Source organism: Microbulbifer maximicatervae (SeqCode) (assembly GCF_056231245.1).
Genome location: NZ_CP174334.1, coordinates 4,541,928 through 4,556,105, shown reverse-complemented (window position 1 = coordinate 4,556,105; position 14,178 = coordinate 4,541,928). Strand labels below are relative to the sequence as shown.

At 51.0% G+C, this 14,178-nt stretch carries 13 protein-coding genes; 4 read left to right on the top strand and 9 right to left on the bottom strand.

All coding sequences use genetic code 11. The features are described from left to right. Positions 1-74: 74 nt before the first annotated feature. The gene (locus tag ACJJIS_RS20005; protein WP_444892647.1) at positions 75-929 is read left to right on the top strand and encodes an AraC family transcriptional regulator; all 855 of its coding nucleotides are present in this window, start codon (positions 75-77) and stop codon (positions 927-929) included. Positions 930-956: 27 nt separating this feature from the next. Here the strand turns inward: ACJJIS_RS20005 and ACJJIS_RS20000 are convergent, their stop codons facing one another. The 3 genes from ACJJIS_RS20000 to ACJJIS_RS19990 form a co-directional block, all read right to left on the bottom strand. After that, positions 957-1,556 carry a DUF1287 domain-containing protein gene (locus ACJJIS_RS20000; RefSeq protein WP_444892648.1) on the bottom strand — a complete coding sequence of 200 codons (600 nt, stop codon included), beginning with the start codon at positions 1,554-1,556 and terminating at the stop codon, positions 957-959. 47 nt (positions 1,557-1,603) lie between these two features. After that, positions 1,604-2,542 carry an NADP-dependent oxidoreductase gene (locus tag ACJJIS_RS19995; protein WP_475708897.1) on the bottom strand — a complete coding sequence of 313 codons (939 nt, stop codon included), beginning with the start codon at positions 2,540-2,542 and terminating at the stop codon, positions 1,604-1,606. Between the two features lie 135 nt (positions 2,543-2,677). Beyond that, entirely contained in the window at positions 2,678-3,064 is a 387-nt protein-coding gene (locus ACJJIS_RS19990) for a hypothetical protein (protein WP_282934530.1), read from the bottom strand. Positions 3,065-3,745: 681 nt separating this feature from the next. Here ACJJIS_RS19990 and ACJJIS_RS19985 point away from each other — a divergent pair. Next, complete coding sequence (locus tag ACJJIS_RS19985) at positions 3,746-4,990, top strand: DUF945 family protein (RefSeq protein ID WP_475708896.1); 1,245 nt, start codon at positions 3,746-3,748, stop codon at positions 4,988-4,990. 71 nt (positions 4,991-5,061) lie between these two features. On the opposite strand, the gene ppc is transcribed toward ACJJIS_RS19985, so the two are convergent. The 5 genes from ppc to alaE form a co-directional block, all read right to left on the bottom strand. Continuing rightward, on the bottom strand, positions 5,062-7,725 hold the full coding sequence (ppc, locus tag ACJJIS_RS19980) for a phosphoenolpyruvate carboxylase (RefSeq protein ID WP_444926524.1): 2,664 nt from the start codon (positions 7,723-7,725) through the stop codon (positions 5,062-5,064). A gap of 282 nt (positions 7,726-8,007) precedes the next feature. Next, positions 8,008-8,361 carry a DUF4870 family protein gene (locus tag ACJJIS_RS19975; RefSeq protein WP_444906559.1) on the bottom strand — a complete coding sequence of 118 codons (354 nt, stop codon included), beginning with the start codon at positions 8,359-8,361 and terminating at the stop codon, positions 8,008-8,010. A 168-nt stretch (positions 8,362-8,529) separates the two neighbouring features. Next, the gene (locus ACJJIS_RS19970; protein ID WP_444895363.1) at positions 8,530-9,903 is read right to left on the bottom strand and encodes a response regulator; all 1,374 of its coding nucleotides are present in this window, start codon (positions 9,901-9,903) and stop codon (positions 8,530-8,532) included. Between the two features lie 374 nt (positions 9,904-10,277). Then, complete coding sequence (locus ACJJIS_RS19965; RefSeq protein WP_444906557.1) at positions 10,278-10,979, bottom strand: aspartate/glutamate racemase family protein; 702 nt, start codon at positions 10,977-10,979, stop codon at positions 10,278-10,280. Between the two features lie 40 nt (positions 10,980-11,019). Beyond that, positions 11,020-11,517, bottom strand: a complete 498-nt coding sequence (alaE, locus tag ACJJIS_RS19960; RefSeq protein ID WP_413664185.1) for an L-alanine exporter AlaE — start codon at positions 11,515-11,517, stop codon at positions 11,020-11,022. A 242-nt stretch (positions 11,518-11,759) separates the two neighbouring features. Between alaE and ACJJIS_RS19955 the strand changes: the two genes are divergently transcribed. Together ACJJIS_RS19955 and ACJJIS_RS19950 are read left to right on the top strand one after the other, a co-directional pair. After that, positions 11,760-12,305, top strand: coding sequence for a PadR family transcriptional regulator (locus tag ACJJIS_RS19955; RefSeq protein WP_444906556.1), 546 nt, complete (start codon positions 11,760-11,762; stop codon positions 12,303-12,305). 96 nt (positions 12,306-12,401) lie between these two features. Then, positions 12,402-12,890 (top strand): DUF1203 domain-containing protein, encoded by a 489-nt coding sequence (locus ACJJIS_RS19950; protein ID WP_444912000.1) that lies wholly within the window; start codon positions 12,402-12,404, stop codon positions 12,888-12,890. A 135-nt stretch (positions 12,891-13,025) separates the two neighbouring features. Here ACJJIS_RS19950 and ACJJIS_RS19945 read toward each other — a convergent pair whose 3' ends face one another. After that, entirely contained in the window at positions 13,026-14,171 is a 1,146-nt protein-coding gene (locus ACJJIS_RS19945) for a beta-ketoacyl-ACP synthase III (RefSeq protein ID WP_444906554.1), read from the bottom strand. Between the last annotated feature and the right edge of the window lie 7 nt (positions 14,172-14,178).

Sequence of the window (14,178 nt, the reverse complement as noted above, 5' to 3'; positions counted from 1 at the left end):
GGCATACTAATACGGGAAGGTGTTGCTCGAAAATCTCACCGTCCCAACGTAAACAGGCAGTAAAGGAGCCTCTCATGCAGCGATTTTTTAAAAGTATCAACTTCGTAGAGCAGCATCTATACGACAAAATTTCTGTTCATGAAATTGCCGCGGCCTCTCATTACTCAACCTATCACTTCAGTCGTATTTTTAAAGCATTAGTGGGGGACTCACCGAAAGAGTACTTGCGTAAGCGCCGATTGACCGTTGCCGCAAAGAGGTTGTTGAGTGAAGATATTGGTATTCTTGAGCTTGCCATGGAGTGCCAATTTGATTCCCAAGAAGCCTTCACTCGCGCGTTTAAAGCTTTATTTAATGTAACCCCGGCGCAGTATCGAAAGCAGCAGGATCCTTTTCGGTTGTTGTATAAGGATCAATTTAGCCCTCATATGCTGCACTTTTTGCAAAATGAGCTATCCATGGAGCCACAAATTATTTCTCGGCCTGCGATGCAATTGGTGGGGGTAGCGCAGGAATACGACCATGAAAATCTCAGCTTGCCAAAGCTCTGGTCTGCATTTCGGCCCTACAGGGATAAAATCCCCAATCGTATCAGCGATGAATCTTTTGGTATTTATGAGTGTTATGAGGAAGCGGGTGATGAAATTCAGTTTAAGTATGTCTGCTGTGCGCCGGTTGCCGACCTGACTCAGGTACCCGAGGGTATGGTGGCGCGGGAACTACCGGAGCAGCTATATGCAAAATTTGTTCACCGTGGATCTATTACCACCCTGGAACAGACATTGAAGTATATTTGGGGAAGCTGGTTGCCAAAGTCCAATTACGACTATATTGAGAGGCCAGACTTTGAGCTGTACCCACCCAGATATCAGGTTGCCAGCCCGACAGCGGAAATGTTTCTCCATATCCCGGTCAAAGAAAGGCCGTAATCGCTTGGAAATAGCGTAGTTTTTTCGCTACTCAATCTTTTCGGTTGCCTGGCCGGCGTTGTATCGGTAATGCCCGGTAATTTTAAAGGAAAACAACATATCTTCCAGCACGGGTCCAGCCCCGATATTGTGTGCGACCAAGTACCGGTTGGTTTTTTGAGAGCGTTTCGCAGTCACAATACCGATATGCGGTAAATTACCGGGCAGCATCCAGGTAACGATGTCCCCCGGTAGATAATCCTCTGCCTTGTCACTTATTGAGAGTGATTGCCCTTTGCGAGTAAAAAAAGCCTGTAGATTGGGTACTCGCCGGTGATCAATATTTTTATCTGGCCTGGAAAGTCCCCATATGCGTTTAGACGGGTAGGCTTGAAAATGGCCCGATATATCCTCGTGAACTTCTTTTTGCAAATCGATCCCCAGCTTCCTATATGATCGAATCACTACGTCGGTACAAACACCGGTATCAGCCGGCACATCTCCATTTGGATAGGGGATAGACACATAAGCAGGATCGTAGCGTACCTTATGATAGGTTCGCTCCAGAGCAGCTTCGGCCAAAGTTATATTTTGTGCATAACTGGCGGCAGAAATCAGGGTACCCAAAAATAGAAATATCCGTTTCACTAGGGCTCCAGTTTTTTTGAGTCTAGGCTGAAATCCTATACTATCGTTTATTTACCCTGCAACACATCAATAACTATTTTACCTTTGGCTCTTCCCTTATTTAGGTAGTCGAGTGCGGCTTGAGTTTCATGTATGGGGTAGACTCTATCAATAACCGGTTTCAAAAATCCTTTCTCAAGTAATGAAGCAAGTTCTGCGAGAGTAGTGCCACTTGGCCATGAATAGACTAGTTGGAGACGCTGCCTCATCTTTTCAATTAAGATATCTGACCCTTTAGCTTTGACGGAGACTGATACTAATAGACCATGTTTGTTAAGAACTTTGGCAGACCTTTCTAATACTTCTCCGCCTAAAGAGTCGAGTACAAGGTCATAATCCTCGAGTAATTCCTCAAATTTTTCGGTTTTATAATTGATAACAGTGTCGGCACCGAGTCGTTTGACTAATGTAAAGTTGGCATCACTGGTGGTTGTGGCTACGAAGGCGCCTATATATTTGGCAATTTGAATAGCGATAGAACCGACTCCGCCAGAGCCGGCATGAATAAGGACTTTTTGTCCTTTCTGTAACTTTCCCACTTCAACGAGAGATTGCCAGGCTGTTAAACCCACGAGAGGGAAAGCGGCACACTCATTGTTAGAAAGATTGCTGGGGCGGATAGCTGCGTCCATTGCTTTGATTGAAGTGTATTCGGCAATCGTACCTGCTTGATTTGTATCGGGGCGTGCAAAAATCAGATCGCCAATTTTAAAATTTCTGACAGCGCTGCCAATTTCTACTACTTTCCCAGTAACATCGTACCCGACAATATGCGGCATTTTTACAGGCATTACATTTTGTAAAGTCCCTGATATTGCCCAGTTATCGAGGGGGTTGATACTGGCCGATTGAACCTTTACTAAAATACTATTTTTCTCCGGTGAGGGTTTGGGCATCTCTGCAATTTCGATGGGACTGCCATAAGACCTGATAATAGCGGCTCGCATATTTCACAGCTCTAAAATTAGAGGATTGATAGCTTTAGTGTGTTGAAAGACTTGCTAGTTTAGTAACTGTAAAAAAATAACGATTGAAAGAAGGGGCCCGAAGGCCCCTTGTAGCAGTAAATATAGCCACAATGGCTAGCGCAAGTTACTGATACAGCGGTTATATTCGCGAATATAAATCTTACCACCTACTGCAGGGTTAGCATTTGCCATATCTGCAGCGGCATTCATACAGCCTTCTACCTGGTCTCTAGTCAGACCCCAAGTTTGGGGGCGAGGTTGTGAGCCGCGGATATACATATCCCGGGGATTCTCATAACTACGAATAGAAGTGGGGGGCTGTACTCTGTAGAAATAACGGCCCTGCTCATTAAAGGCATAGAAAGTATTACCACTTTGATAATAAGTCTTGCCGAGAATTTGCACGGGTTCAGCGTTGGATGGGAGGCGCGTCATGCGGTCATCTGCATAACTGAAACCTGCGAGAGAACACAAGAGCACCATTGAAACAAGATATCGCATAACGTCTTCTCCTTCTCCTAGTTTGGCCACAAGTCTACTCAAACTGGGGGAGTGTCCCAACGTGCGGTAATGGAAGTTTCGGTTGTTGTAAAGGTATCTTTTAAGATCCGATCGAGATAACGGTTATGAATTCAATAATTATTTTTTACATGAATAGGTATAAATCAAAAAAATTTCCTAGATAGCGGTTTTCTTATAGTAATCAGGACCTTTATTTTGCGGAGGTATTTTTAAGAAAGCTAAATCGTGGAGATAGGAATCTGGGTTAGATTGAAATACAAGAAAAATAGATTGTTAGCTACCTTTTAAACGGCTCTGAATAAGGGAAGTTAAAGGGTGGTTTAAAAAAATACATTGTTGTTTAAAACTGTCATCGAGCCATAAAATTACTCAGGCGTGCCACAGGGGATCAAGAGACATGTGAGGTGATCTCTAGCGATAATGGTCAATTTCAATTTATGGCCGCTTACAAATCCCTCTTCTTAGGCTTGATCAGAGCTTTTGAAATATTAGATTTACTAATTTACAAGCCGAGATTCTGCTCTTTAGAAATGGGTCGTAGGTCCTTATGCCGTGGTTGATGAATGTTCAGCACTCGTACCAAGTAACGAGGCTCTTGTCGCACTAATAGCCTCATAATCTGATACCATCGGCGCAAACCCCTTCGCTAGATGATTTTTTATGAAACTACTGCGTTCACTTCTATTTATTGTGCTTGCCCTAATGGTGATATCTGCCCTGGCTGCGCCGGGTTTTATCGGCCCCAAAGTAGAGGAAATTTGGAAGCAGCAATTGGGCCGCTTGCAGGGGGGGAATTCCACGGGTTACGAACGCGGATGGTTTGGTGCTGAAACCAATACTGAAGTGGCATTGCCGGATGGCACTACCCAGCTCAATACCGAGATCCATCATGGGCCGGTGTTGCTTACCTCTAAGGGGCCGCGCCTGGGTGTGGTTTATACCGAGACCCGGCTGGAGCTGGATCAACTACAGCCTGAATTGCGCGCTCAATTGGAGTCCATTTATGGCGCTTTACAGGCGAGTCCGGTAGTTCTGGAAACCCTGGTTACCGCCGACAACCGGGTGCTGAATACCCTCCGCTTAGACTCTTTCAAAAATACTGGCCCACTCGGGGAGCTGGAGTTTGACGGTGGGGAGATTGCCGTATCTACGGATTACACCGGTGCTGTGCTGAACGGTGTCGTGGAGCTGGGAAGCTTGCGCCATATTCGCGAAGGTATCGAAGTACTGTTTACCGAGCCCCTTGAAGGCGAGTTTGAATATATGCCTGGCGAGGGCGGTAATGCGGAGCTGCGCTTGTCGTTGCTGAGGGCAGAATCAGATTCCGGACCGGTTCAATTGCGCGATGTTACCCTGGACCTGACCTTGGAAGAGTTGGCTGCCCAGACCCTGAAAGTTATCAGTGACCTGAAGCTCCCCACCGTGGACTCGGCAACACCGATTACCTCTGTGCGCCAGCAGATGACCTTGCCGAGAATTAAGACTGCGGATCTGGGGCACTACCTGCGCGTATTGTTGCCGGCCCCTGAGCGGAATTGGGCCCGTGAAATGAGCCGCCCGCTGCGCCTGGAGCAACAGCTGGCGATTCAATCTCGCAATGGCCCGGTGTTAGTGGATGCTGATATCGATTGGCGGGGTATGCGCAAATCCTCCCGCCGAGGTGCCAGTGAGATCGATCAGTGGCTCAAACCGCTGGTAGGTAGTATGACCGTTAGCGCTGCAGAGCAGGCGCTCTTGCAGTCCCCCCTGGTAGGTCAGGCAATGCTTCTGCGAGATTATGGCCTGCTGATCGAAGACAAGGGTGAGCTGCAAATGTACCTCAAGGTCAATCGTGGCCAGTTGGAGGTGAATGGAGAGCAGTTGCCGGCAGACCTGTTCGTGATGGCACTTACCGGCAGGTTCTGATTGCTTGGGGGCCTGCTATTGTGAAAAAAGCAGGCCTCAAATCCCAGTATCATCACAGCTGCCGTGGTCTTTTAACCCGTATTGCGCATGCCCGCTGCAATCCCTGCGATAGTGACCATCAGCGCACTTTCCAGTACCGCATCACTTTCCCGTTCGCGCAAACGTGCCATCAGCTCGGCCTGCAATAGGTGCAAAGGGTCAGTGTAGGGATCGCGCACGCGGATGGACCAGCGCATTACGGGATTGTTATCCAACAAGCTCTCCCGCCCGGTAAGCTGTTTTAGGGCCTCTACGGTGTGAGCCAGTCGCTCTCTCAAACTGACACCCAGTTGGATTAGGTCTGCATCCTGGGTGAGTCGTTCTTCGTACCAGGAGGCAACGCGGGGATCGGCCTTGGCCAGTACCATTTCTAGCATATCCACAACGCCTTGGAAAAAGGGCCATTGGCGGCTCATATCCCGCAAGATATCAGTTTCATCTGCGTGCTTGAGGGCATTCTCCAAGGCGGCGCCAGTGCCCAGCCAGGCCGGTAACATCAGTCGTATCTGGGTCCAGGCAAACACCCACGGAATCGCCCGCAGTGATTCGACACCGCCACCGGGTTTACGCCTTGCCGGGCGACTGCCCAGGGCCAGGCGGCTCAGCTCGGTTTCCGGGGTGACAGTGCGCAAGTAAGCCACCAGGGCTGGGTCATCCTGCACGACTTCCCGATAGTTGCCGACGGAGACTTCCGTGAGCCGGTCCATCTCCGCGCGCCACTCCGAACGCGGCTCTGCCGGGGGCATCAGTGTCGCCTCCAGAGTTGCGGCGACATACTGCTCCAGGTTGTAGGCGGCTACAGAGGGACGGCCGTATTTGAAGCGAATCATTTCTCCCTGTTCGGTAACGCGAATACGTCCGGCTATTGATCCCGGTGGTTGCGACAGCAGGGCCATACGAGTAGGAGAGCCGCCCCGGGATATGGAGCCGCCACGGCCGTGAAACAGAGTTAGGGGGATACCGTGGTTGCGGAATATACCGGTGAGAGCTTCCTGTGTGCGGTACTGGGCCCAGGCGGCGCCCAGGAAGCCGGCGTCCTTGGCGGAGTCCGAGTAGCCGATCATCACTTCCTGGCCATCGAGCACACGCTGCTTGTAGAGGGGGATATTCAGCAGGGTACTCATAGTGGTAGCTGCACCATCGAGATCGTCGAGGGTTTCAAACAGGGGAACCACTCGCATTGGCACCTGCACCCCGGCAATTTTTTGCAGCAGCATTACAGCGAGAACATCGGAAGGTGTGGTCGCCATTGAGATAACGTAGGCACCTAATCCCTCGGGACCCTGTTCGGCAATGACCTTGCAGGTCTGTAAGACTTCACTTACCTCTTCGTCACAGAAATCACTGCGGTAAAAGCTCTCGTCCACCAGTGGGCGGCGGCTGTCCAGCTCGGACACCAGGAACTCCTGTTTCTCCTCTTCACTCCAACTGCTGTAATTGCCCATACCCAGATAGCGGGTAATGGCATCCAGGGTGTCAGCGTGGCGGGTGGATTCCTGTCGTATATCCAAGCGCAATAAAGTGATGCCGAAGCAGTTGAGTCGCCTCAGGGTATCTTTAAGTTGGCCATCGGCGATGGCTGAGAGGCCCACATCGCGCAGGGAGCGGTCGATCAGGCGCAGCTCGTCGGCCAGCTGCTCGCTGCTGGTAAACGCGAGGCCGGAAGGCTCTGCACGTCGACCAATGCGGGCCTCCATTTTTTCCCGGGTTATTTTGAGACGGTCGCGAACCTGGCGCAGCACCAGGCGATAGGGCTCGTGGCTGGGGCCAGTGCGCTGTAAAAGTTCTTCGCTGGCGCGATGCATGGACAAGTCTGCGAGCAGGTTTTCCACATCGCGCAGATAGAGGTCGGCGGCCATCCAGCGGGCTAGGTGCAGAACTTCCCGGGTGACGCTGGCGGTGACATTGGGGTTGCCGTCCCGGTCTCCCCCCATCCAAGAGGCAAAGTGGATGGGAACCCAATCAACCGGTAATGGGGGCAGCTTGGCCAGGGCCAATTCACTGTCTATTTCCCGCATACTCCTCGGAACTGCCTGCCACAGGGATTGTTCGATGGTGGCAAAGCCCCACCTGGCTTCATCAACTGGGGTGGGCCTGGAGCGGCGGATCTCGTCGGTGCTCCAGGCGGAAAGGATCTGTTCTTGTAGGTGGCGACGTAAATCCTGGGATTCTTCAGGGGTCAGGTCGGGCCTGTCCAGTGTGTTGAGCAGGTCTGCAACTCGATCGTATTTGCGAATTAGGGTACGGCGTGTCACTTCGGTGGGATGAGCGGTTAGGACCAGTTCTACGGATAACTCTTTTAGTGTCCCGTGGATTTCCTCGGGAGACTTCCCCGCTTTGCTTAACTCTGCCAGTACCTGTCGCAGGCCGCGGTCTGTATCGGGATCTCCGGGAAAGCGCTGGTGCTGGCGGTGCAGTCTCTCGCGATGGCGCTGTTCAGCAATATTGGCCAGGTTTAGAAACTGGCTGAATGCCCGGGCAACTTCCAATAGGGTCGCATCATCCAGGGGGTCGAGTAGCTCTCGCAAGTGATCGGCCTGCATCGCCCCTTTGCTGCGGCTTTCAACGGCCGCCTGACGAATATTCTCAACGGTATCAAATAGTGGCTCGCCAACTTGGTTTCGCAATACTGCGCCGAGCTCGTCACCCAGCAGGCGTACATCTTCCCGCAAGGGGGCATTCTGGTCCTGGTTCACGAATCTATTTCTCCCTGTTAACAACGCGGTGAAAGTCAATCGGATAGGCATATTCGCACACTTTGCGCTGAAGCATGCAATGTTGCAGCTGCAACTTTTGGCGAATAAGGGCTTGAGAAAGAAAATGAGGAAAGGTCGATACAGCCTTATGGCTAGTCAATCTGCTTTTGTCTTTTTCGAGGTGTGAAAGTCGCTAATTTCAGTAAGGAAACCTTGGGTTCATTTCTTACTGAGAAGTAGATGGGTCCAAGATACTGGGCCCATCTAATAGAATATTTGCCATTAATAAGCTGGGCGCCGGTCAACAAGTGTCAGCCAGCCGCGAATAACCCGATAGATTACCCATACCCAGTTAATTGCCAGAATCAGGTAGCCCAGCCCCAGTACCCAAATGGTTAGGGAGCCAACAATGGTCCACAGCAGCCAAAACCAGAAGGTGCGAATCTGCCAGCGGAAATGGGACTCGGCCAGGGTGCCGCGAACATCGCTGCGCTTAAAGTAGTTGATTAATACCCCGATAAAAAATGGTACTGCGGTAAATAAGCTGATCGCCTGGATCAGGTAAACCATGATGGCCAGGTCGCGCCCGCTTTGTTCTCGGGCTTCCTGACTGCGTTCGGGATACTGCTCTGACATAACTTGTTCTCTCTACTATTCACTCCAATATAGTGTGGTGCAAATAGTGCATTTCAACTTAGCTGCGCTGGGATGTGTTATTTGCGCGGTGGATTGCAGACGCCTTTTCCGCCCCATTATTTCCCAGTAAGAGTACTGTGGCTCGAAATCGGAGCACAGTAGGGTAGTCTATTTTAATGCCCACTCAGTGTGAACATTGCGCTCGCGCCAGGCCTTTAGCTGGCGCACAGATTCGCGCATAAGCTGTAACAGCTCTGTGCGCTGTTGGCGACAATGTTCTCTTTCACTATCGATAGAGAGGTTTGCGGCCAGGGTGCGCAAGCGAGAAGCTATTGTTTCGAGGCCGACCTCAATAGCTGAGCGAGCCAGTCTTTGTGCCTGCTGTTCTGCATCAAGCCAGTGGCGTCCAGTAATAGCGCTGGTTAATGACGTTATTTGTTTTGGCAGGGTGGCGGTGCGCTCGCTGAGTAATTCGGCAAACGTATGGTGGTCCAATGTATCCCGCAGGCGAAATAGGGTATTGGTATTAAGGAGTCGAGTGGGCTTTGCTCCCTGGGGGCCTGCAATGCCCTGGCTTCGGCGAACAGCCCAACTCAATAATTGCATCAGCTGTCGGTCGCCGATCGGGTGGGTCAATACCCCGGTAAAGCCTCTGGCCTGGTAGCGCTCCTTATCGCCAGAGCTGGCATTTTGTAAAAGGGCAAAAATAGGTAGTTCTGCACCTCTCTCCCTGCGGATTTCCCGCACTGCTTCAACACCATCCATCAACGGAAGATGGGTATCTGCCAAAATAAGATCGAAATTTTTTTGCAGTGCCGCGCTGCTCCCATCGATCCCATTGCACTCCCGTTGCACGTTATGGCCCATGGTCTCAAGGGTGGGCTGAAGGGAGTCATGCTTACTGTTTTCAACGAGTAATACAGAGAGCTGTTTGCCGGGTGCACGATGGCTTTCAGTGGGGAGTTTTAATTCTACTGTTTCAACATTACCGCACTGATGTAAGTTCTCCAGGGATTTAAGGGCGCTGTTTAATTGTCTTTTCCCGATTTCTACCAGGGCGCGCGTATTGTTGTCTTCGCTGCGAGCCAATAAATTCAAAGTGCCGAGAAGTGTATCCAGGGGATGCTGTAAGTGGTGCCGGGTTATGGTGAGGAGATCAGATTTCTCCTGGCGCAATTGTTCCAGCTCACTGAGAGCGTCGGCAAGTTGTTTTTCCAGTGCGATAAATTCGCTGTTACGACTGTGTACCTGTTGGAAAAGATTGCTATTTTCCTTGCTCAAATTTTTAAGCCGAGCATTGGTATCGAGAGTTAATTGGCGTAATTTAACTTGCCTATTTATTGCAAACGCACAAATTAGCAGTAGAAGCACAGCAGGTATTCCCATCCAAAAGAGCGGGACCTGACTTTTTAGTGTGGTAATAACATCGGCCTGTGCAGTACTCGATAAAAATACCGAACCCGAGACCAATAGGCCGAGGCATATGGCACGCAAGAATACGTGACGAGAGGGAATTCCCCCAGACAAAGTGGTTTCTATCATCCTTGTAACCAACGTTATTTAAATTGGACTAAATCCTGCAGTCCAAAAAGGTTTTAATACGACTTGTTGTAATGGATACCCAGGCACATCGGAGATTTTTGATACTGCAATAAGCCCGCTTTTGGTACAAGAAAAATTTTCCTTCTGCTGTGGGGGGAGCAGAGGCGCTTCAGTGAACGAACCAAGAGAGAAGTAGCCTGCCAGCCCCGTCTGTCCTGCCCTTGGATCGGGTAGCCGGCTTTTTGGCAGGGAGTTAATCCACAGATTGCATCTGATTACATAGAAGGATCTAGCAGCAATTTACTAGGTTGAATGGGTAGTTTAGCGACAGCTCCAGAACAAATTACGCCGGAGCTATCGTGAGGAAATAGTATTCAGGCGGCTTGGGGGATGCGCTCTTGCAGCAATTGCAACATGCGCTCTGAGGGAAGGAAAAGGCGAATGCCATCGCAGTGTGCGAGCAGTTCCCGATAAAAATAATCGAAATGGGTGCACCCCAAAATCAGGATCTGTACGCCGCTTTTCACCAATGCCGCGACCAAGTCATCAAGGGCATGTTGGCGAACAATCATTTCTGCGGCGAGGCCGTCCTCGATATCTTCCACAATTTGCAAGTTGCCAATACCGATGACTTTGGCGGTTGTATTGCGCTCGAGTATTTCCCGCTCGATATTGGCGCAGCTCTGGCAGTTGGCGGCCAACAGTCCAAAGTTGCGATAGCGCTGGGTAAGCTCAGCGTAGACCTCAAGAGGGGATACCACCTCAATGGGGGAGGCAGCTTTTACCACCGTCATATCCACAGCACCGGAAAGAGAGTTGCAGTAGATCATGGCCGCTTCTGCACCGGCCTGGTACAGCTGCTCAATGGCTTCGATCAATTGTTGGGTAAGGGCGTCGCGCTCCAGCGCCTGCAATTGAGTCTGGGCCTGGGGAGAGGAAGATAGGGACAGGCCCACGCCACGAAGTTGGCGCGCGGCGAGGAAGTCCAACCCGAAGCGGGTATCTGTGGGGGTGCCGGCGACCACGCCAACGGTCATGGAACTGTTTTCAATGGCGTTATCGGTCAACACAGTCATGTTCCTCTCTCGTAATGCCTAATCGAGTATCGGTGACCCCTCAGGCAGCGCGTTTGCTCCACAGGGGGACAAGCGTATTAATCCATACTCGGCGCACCCAGTCGAGATAAATTCCGTAGGGGCGGCCAAGAGCTCCCGCGATGAGCATAAAAGTAATACTGGCGGTGGCAATTTCGTCCCAGCTGGCCCCACCGAGGCGCATATTGGCCATATATAGCGGGAACTGGAAGCTGAGGAATACAAAGGTGTCTACCAGGTAGGCATTGATAAAGCCGCCACCCCCAAAACGGTTCACAATCCAGTTGCGATACATACTGAATGGGCGGGCGATAAGGGTATTGAATACCAGGGCCATCAGGCGAACTTTCAGGTGTTCGTTCCAACTCATACCCGCCAGAACCAGCTCGATGGGGATCGCTACAGCCCAAGAGAAGCTATTCATGGCGAAGATGTCCAGCATAAAGTCCCAGCGGCGCGCACCAGAAGCCTTTTCATCTGGGGCATCTGGACTGGATGGGGATAGTGCGGGCGCGGACATTGGGCAAACAACCTCGTAGACAGTGGCCGCCTAAACGACTTTGGCGACAAGCCGGCGATTATATCTCCAATTTGCATAAAAGCTAGCCTTACATCTCGACTGTTAGTTTCTGTCGATACATTTGTCCTATTTTTTAATGTTTTATTAATCTAATTATCTTGTTATGAAAACCCGGCAGCTGGTCATAAATGGCTGGCTCCGGTTAATATGCAACTCTTTGCATAAGATGAGTTGGAGTTTTCATGTCTCTGCGCTTTGCCGTTCTCACCTTGCTGGATATTGAGCCCGGCAGTGGATATGACCTTAAGCGGCGCTTTGAGCGCAGCGTCTCCCACTTCTGGAGTGCCAGCCATCAGCAGATGTATCGCGAGCTGCACAAGTTACATGAGGAGGGCCTGCTGGACTGTGAGGAGCAGGCCCAAGAAGGCAAGCCGGACAAGAAGGTCTATAGCCTCACGGATCTAGGCCGCGCCGAGCTGCGTGACTGGGTCATTCAGCCCAGTGCGCCGCAGAAGATTCGCGAGCCTTTTCTGGTGCGTATGTTCGCCGGTCACAACCTGAGCAAGGATGAAATGCGAGATGCTCTGGAGGGCCAACTGCGCCAACATCGCAGCTCTCTGGAAAGTTACCAGGAGCAAAATGAGCGCGTATTAAAGAGTGATACAGCGCTCCAGGAGCGCTACTGGTTGGCACATCAAACCCTGCTTTTGGGTATTGAGGCGGAAAAGACCTGGATCAGTTGGGCGGAAGGTCTGTTGAGTGAGCTTGAAGAGTCCGCAAAAAAATAACTGCTACTCACTTGGAATGACGCGCCCGAATCTGGCCAGCGATGCTGTTTGGTGTTCAGTAACCTCGCTCTTTTAGCAAGTGGGGTGACCTTAGCCATGACTTTTACCGTAACACCTATCCGCGAAGATTTTTTAGAAAAGGTTCGTCAAGCAGGTCTAGATGATCTAGGGCAGCCGGTACGGCAGCTGAGCGCCCAGGGCGGTGAGCCATGTCGTGATGTGCGACGGCGCGCACGGCCCGGGGAGAAAATCCTCCTGGCCAGCTACTGCCCTTTCTCTTTTGCCGGTCCTTATCGGGAGTACGGGCCTGTATTTGTACTGGCGCAGCCACAGCCGGAACAAAACTTCAGAGTACAGAACAGCTTCCCCCCGCTAAATAATAATGCGGAAGATTATTTCAAGAATGGTGTGCCACTAGTGCTTCGCGCCTATAGCGCTGAAGAGCATATCGTGTCTGCGAAATTGGTGGGCCCTGAACAAATAAAAACAGAAGTGAGTGAATATTTTATGCAGGATCAGATTGATTTCGCTCTGCTGCGCTTCGCTGCTTATGGTTGCTATGCGCTGCGGCTGGATCGCGCATAGTTTTAATAGATATTTGTGAAGGCCAGGTCGCCGGTTAATAAAATCCTGGTGTTAGTGGTAGTGAGAACCACCGGTCTTTTTGGTGGTTGTTTCGGAGTTCAGTATTTATTCCCGAACTCCGAAAATATTTCAAAATTAAATGGAGATTTTTTCCAATACCAAGCTGCCAATAGAATAGCCTGCACCAAAGGAACAGATAATTCCCCGGTCACCGACCTGCAAGTCATCGCTGTGCAAATTAAATGCGATAACTGAGCCGGCACTTGCCGTGTTGGCGTAGCGGTCCAGAACGATGGGCGCGCGTTCAACGCTTGCATTGTCACCCATTAGCTTCTTGGCGATCAGGTTGTTCATATTGATATTGGCCTGATGGAGCCAGTAGCGGCGCACGCTGTGAGGATCGGTGTCTGTCTCTTGCAGGTGGGCCTCAATATGGGACGCCGCCATGGGGCAAACTTCTTTAAATACCTTTCGCCCATTCTGGCGGAACAACTTACCGGGGCCAAAAGGGTCCACATCGGCGGCGCGAGCGGTGTAGCCAAAGTTCGAACGGATATTGTTGGAGAAAACGGTTTTCGCTTTGGTGCCGAGAATTTCCCAGGCGCTTTCGACAGTACAGGTTTCTCTGCGCTCGATAATGCTGGCTACGGCTACATCGCCAAAGATAAAGTGGCTGTCTCGGTCGGTGTAATCCACTTGTGGTGAGGCCAGTTCGGCATTGATGACCAGTACAGTTTTGGCTGAGCCTGAGCAGATCGCATCCACCGCACGCTGAAGTGAGAAGGTGGCTGAGGAGCAGGCCACTTCCATATCAAAGGCAAAACCATCGATACCCAGTGCACCTTGGATTTCAATAGCAATAGCGGGGTAGGCGCGCTGCATATAGGAGGCACCGACAATGACCAAATCAATGTCAGACGCCTGCTTATCGGCTTTCTCCAGAGCTAGTCTGGCGGCCTTTAAGCCCATTTCGGCTTGTACACTCAGCTCGTCATCTGCGCGCTCGGGAATAAGGGGGCGCATGCGCTTCGGATCAAGGATGCCATCGCGGGTCACCACATAGCGGCTCTTGATGCCTGAGGCCTTCTCGATAAATTCTGCAGAAGAGAAAGGTTTTGCCGCGCACTCACCGGCCTCGATCTCTTGAGCATGCTCAAGATTGTACTGCTCGGCATGGGTGTTATAGGCATCTACCAACTCTTCATTGCTAATAGATTCCGGTGGGGTCCACAGGCCTGTGCCGCTGATGACAATGCCCCGTGGCAACTTGTATTCACTCATCGCTGAA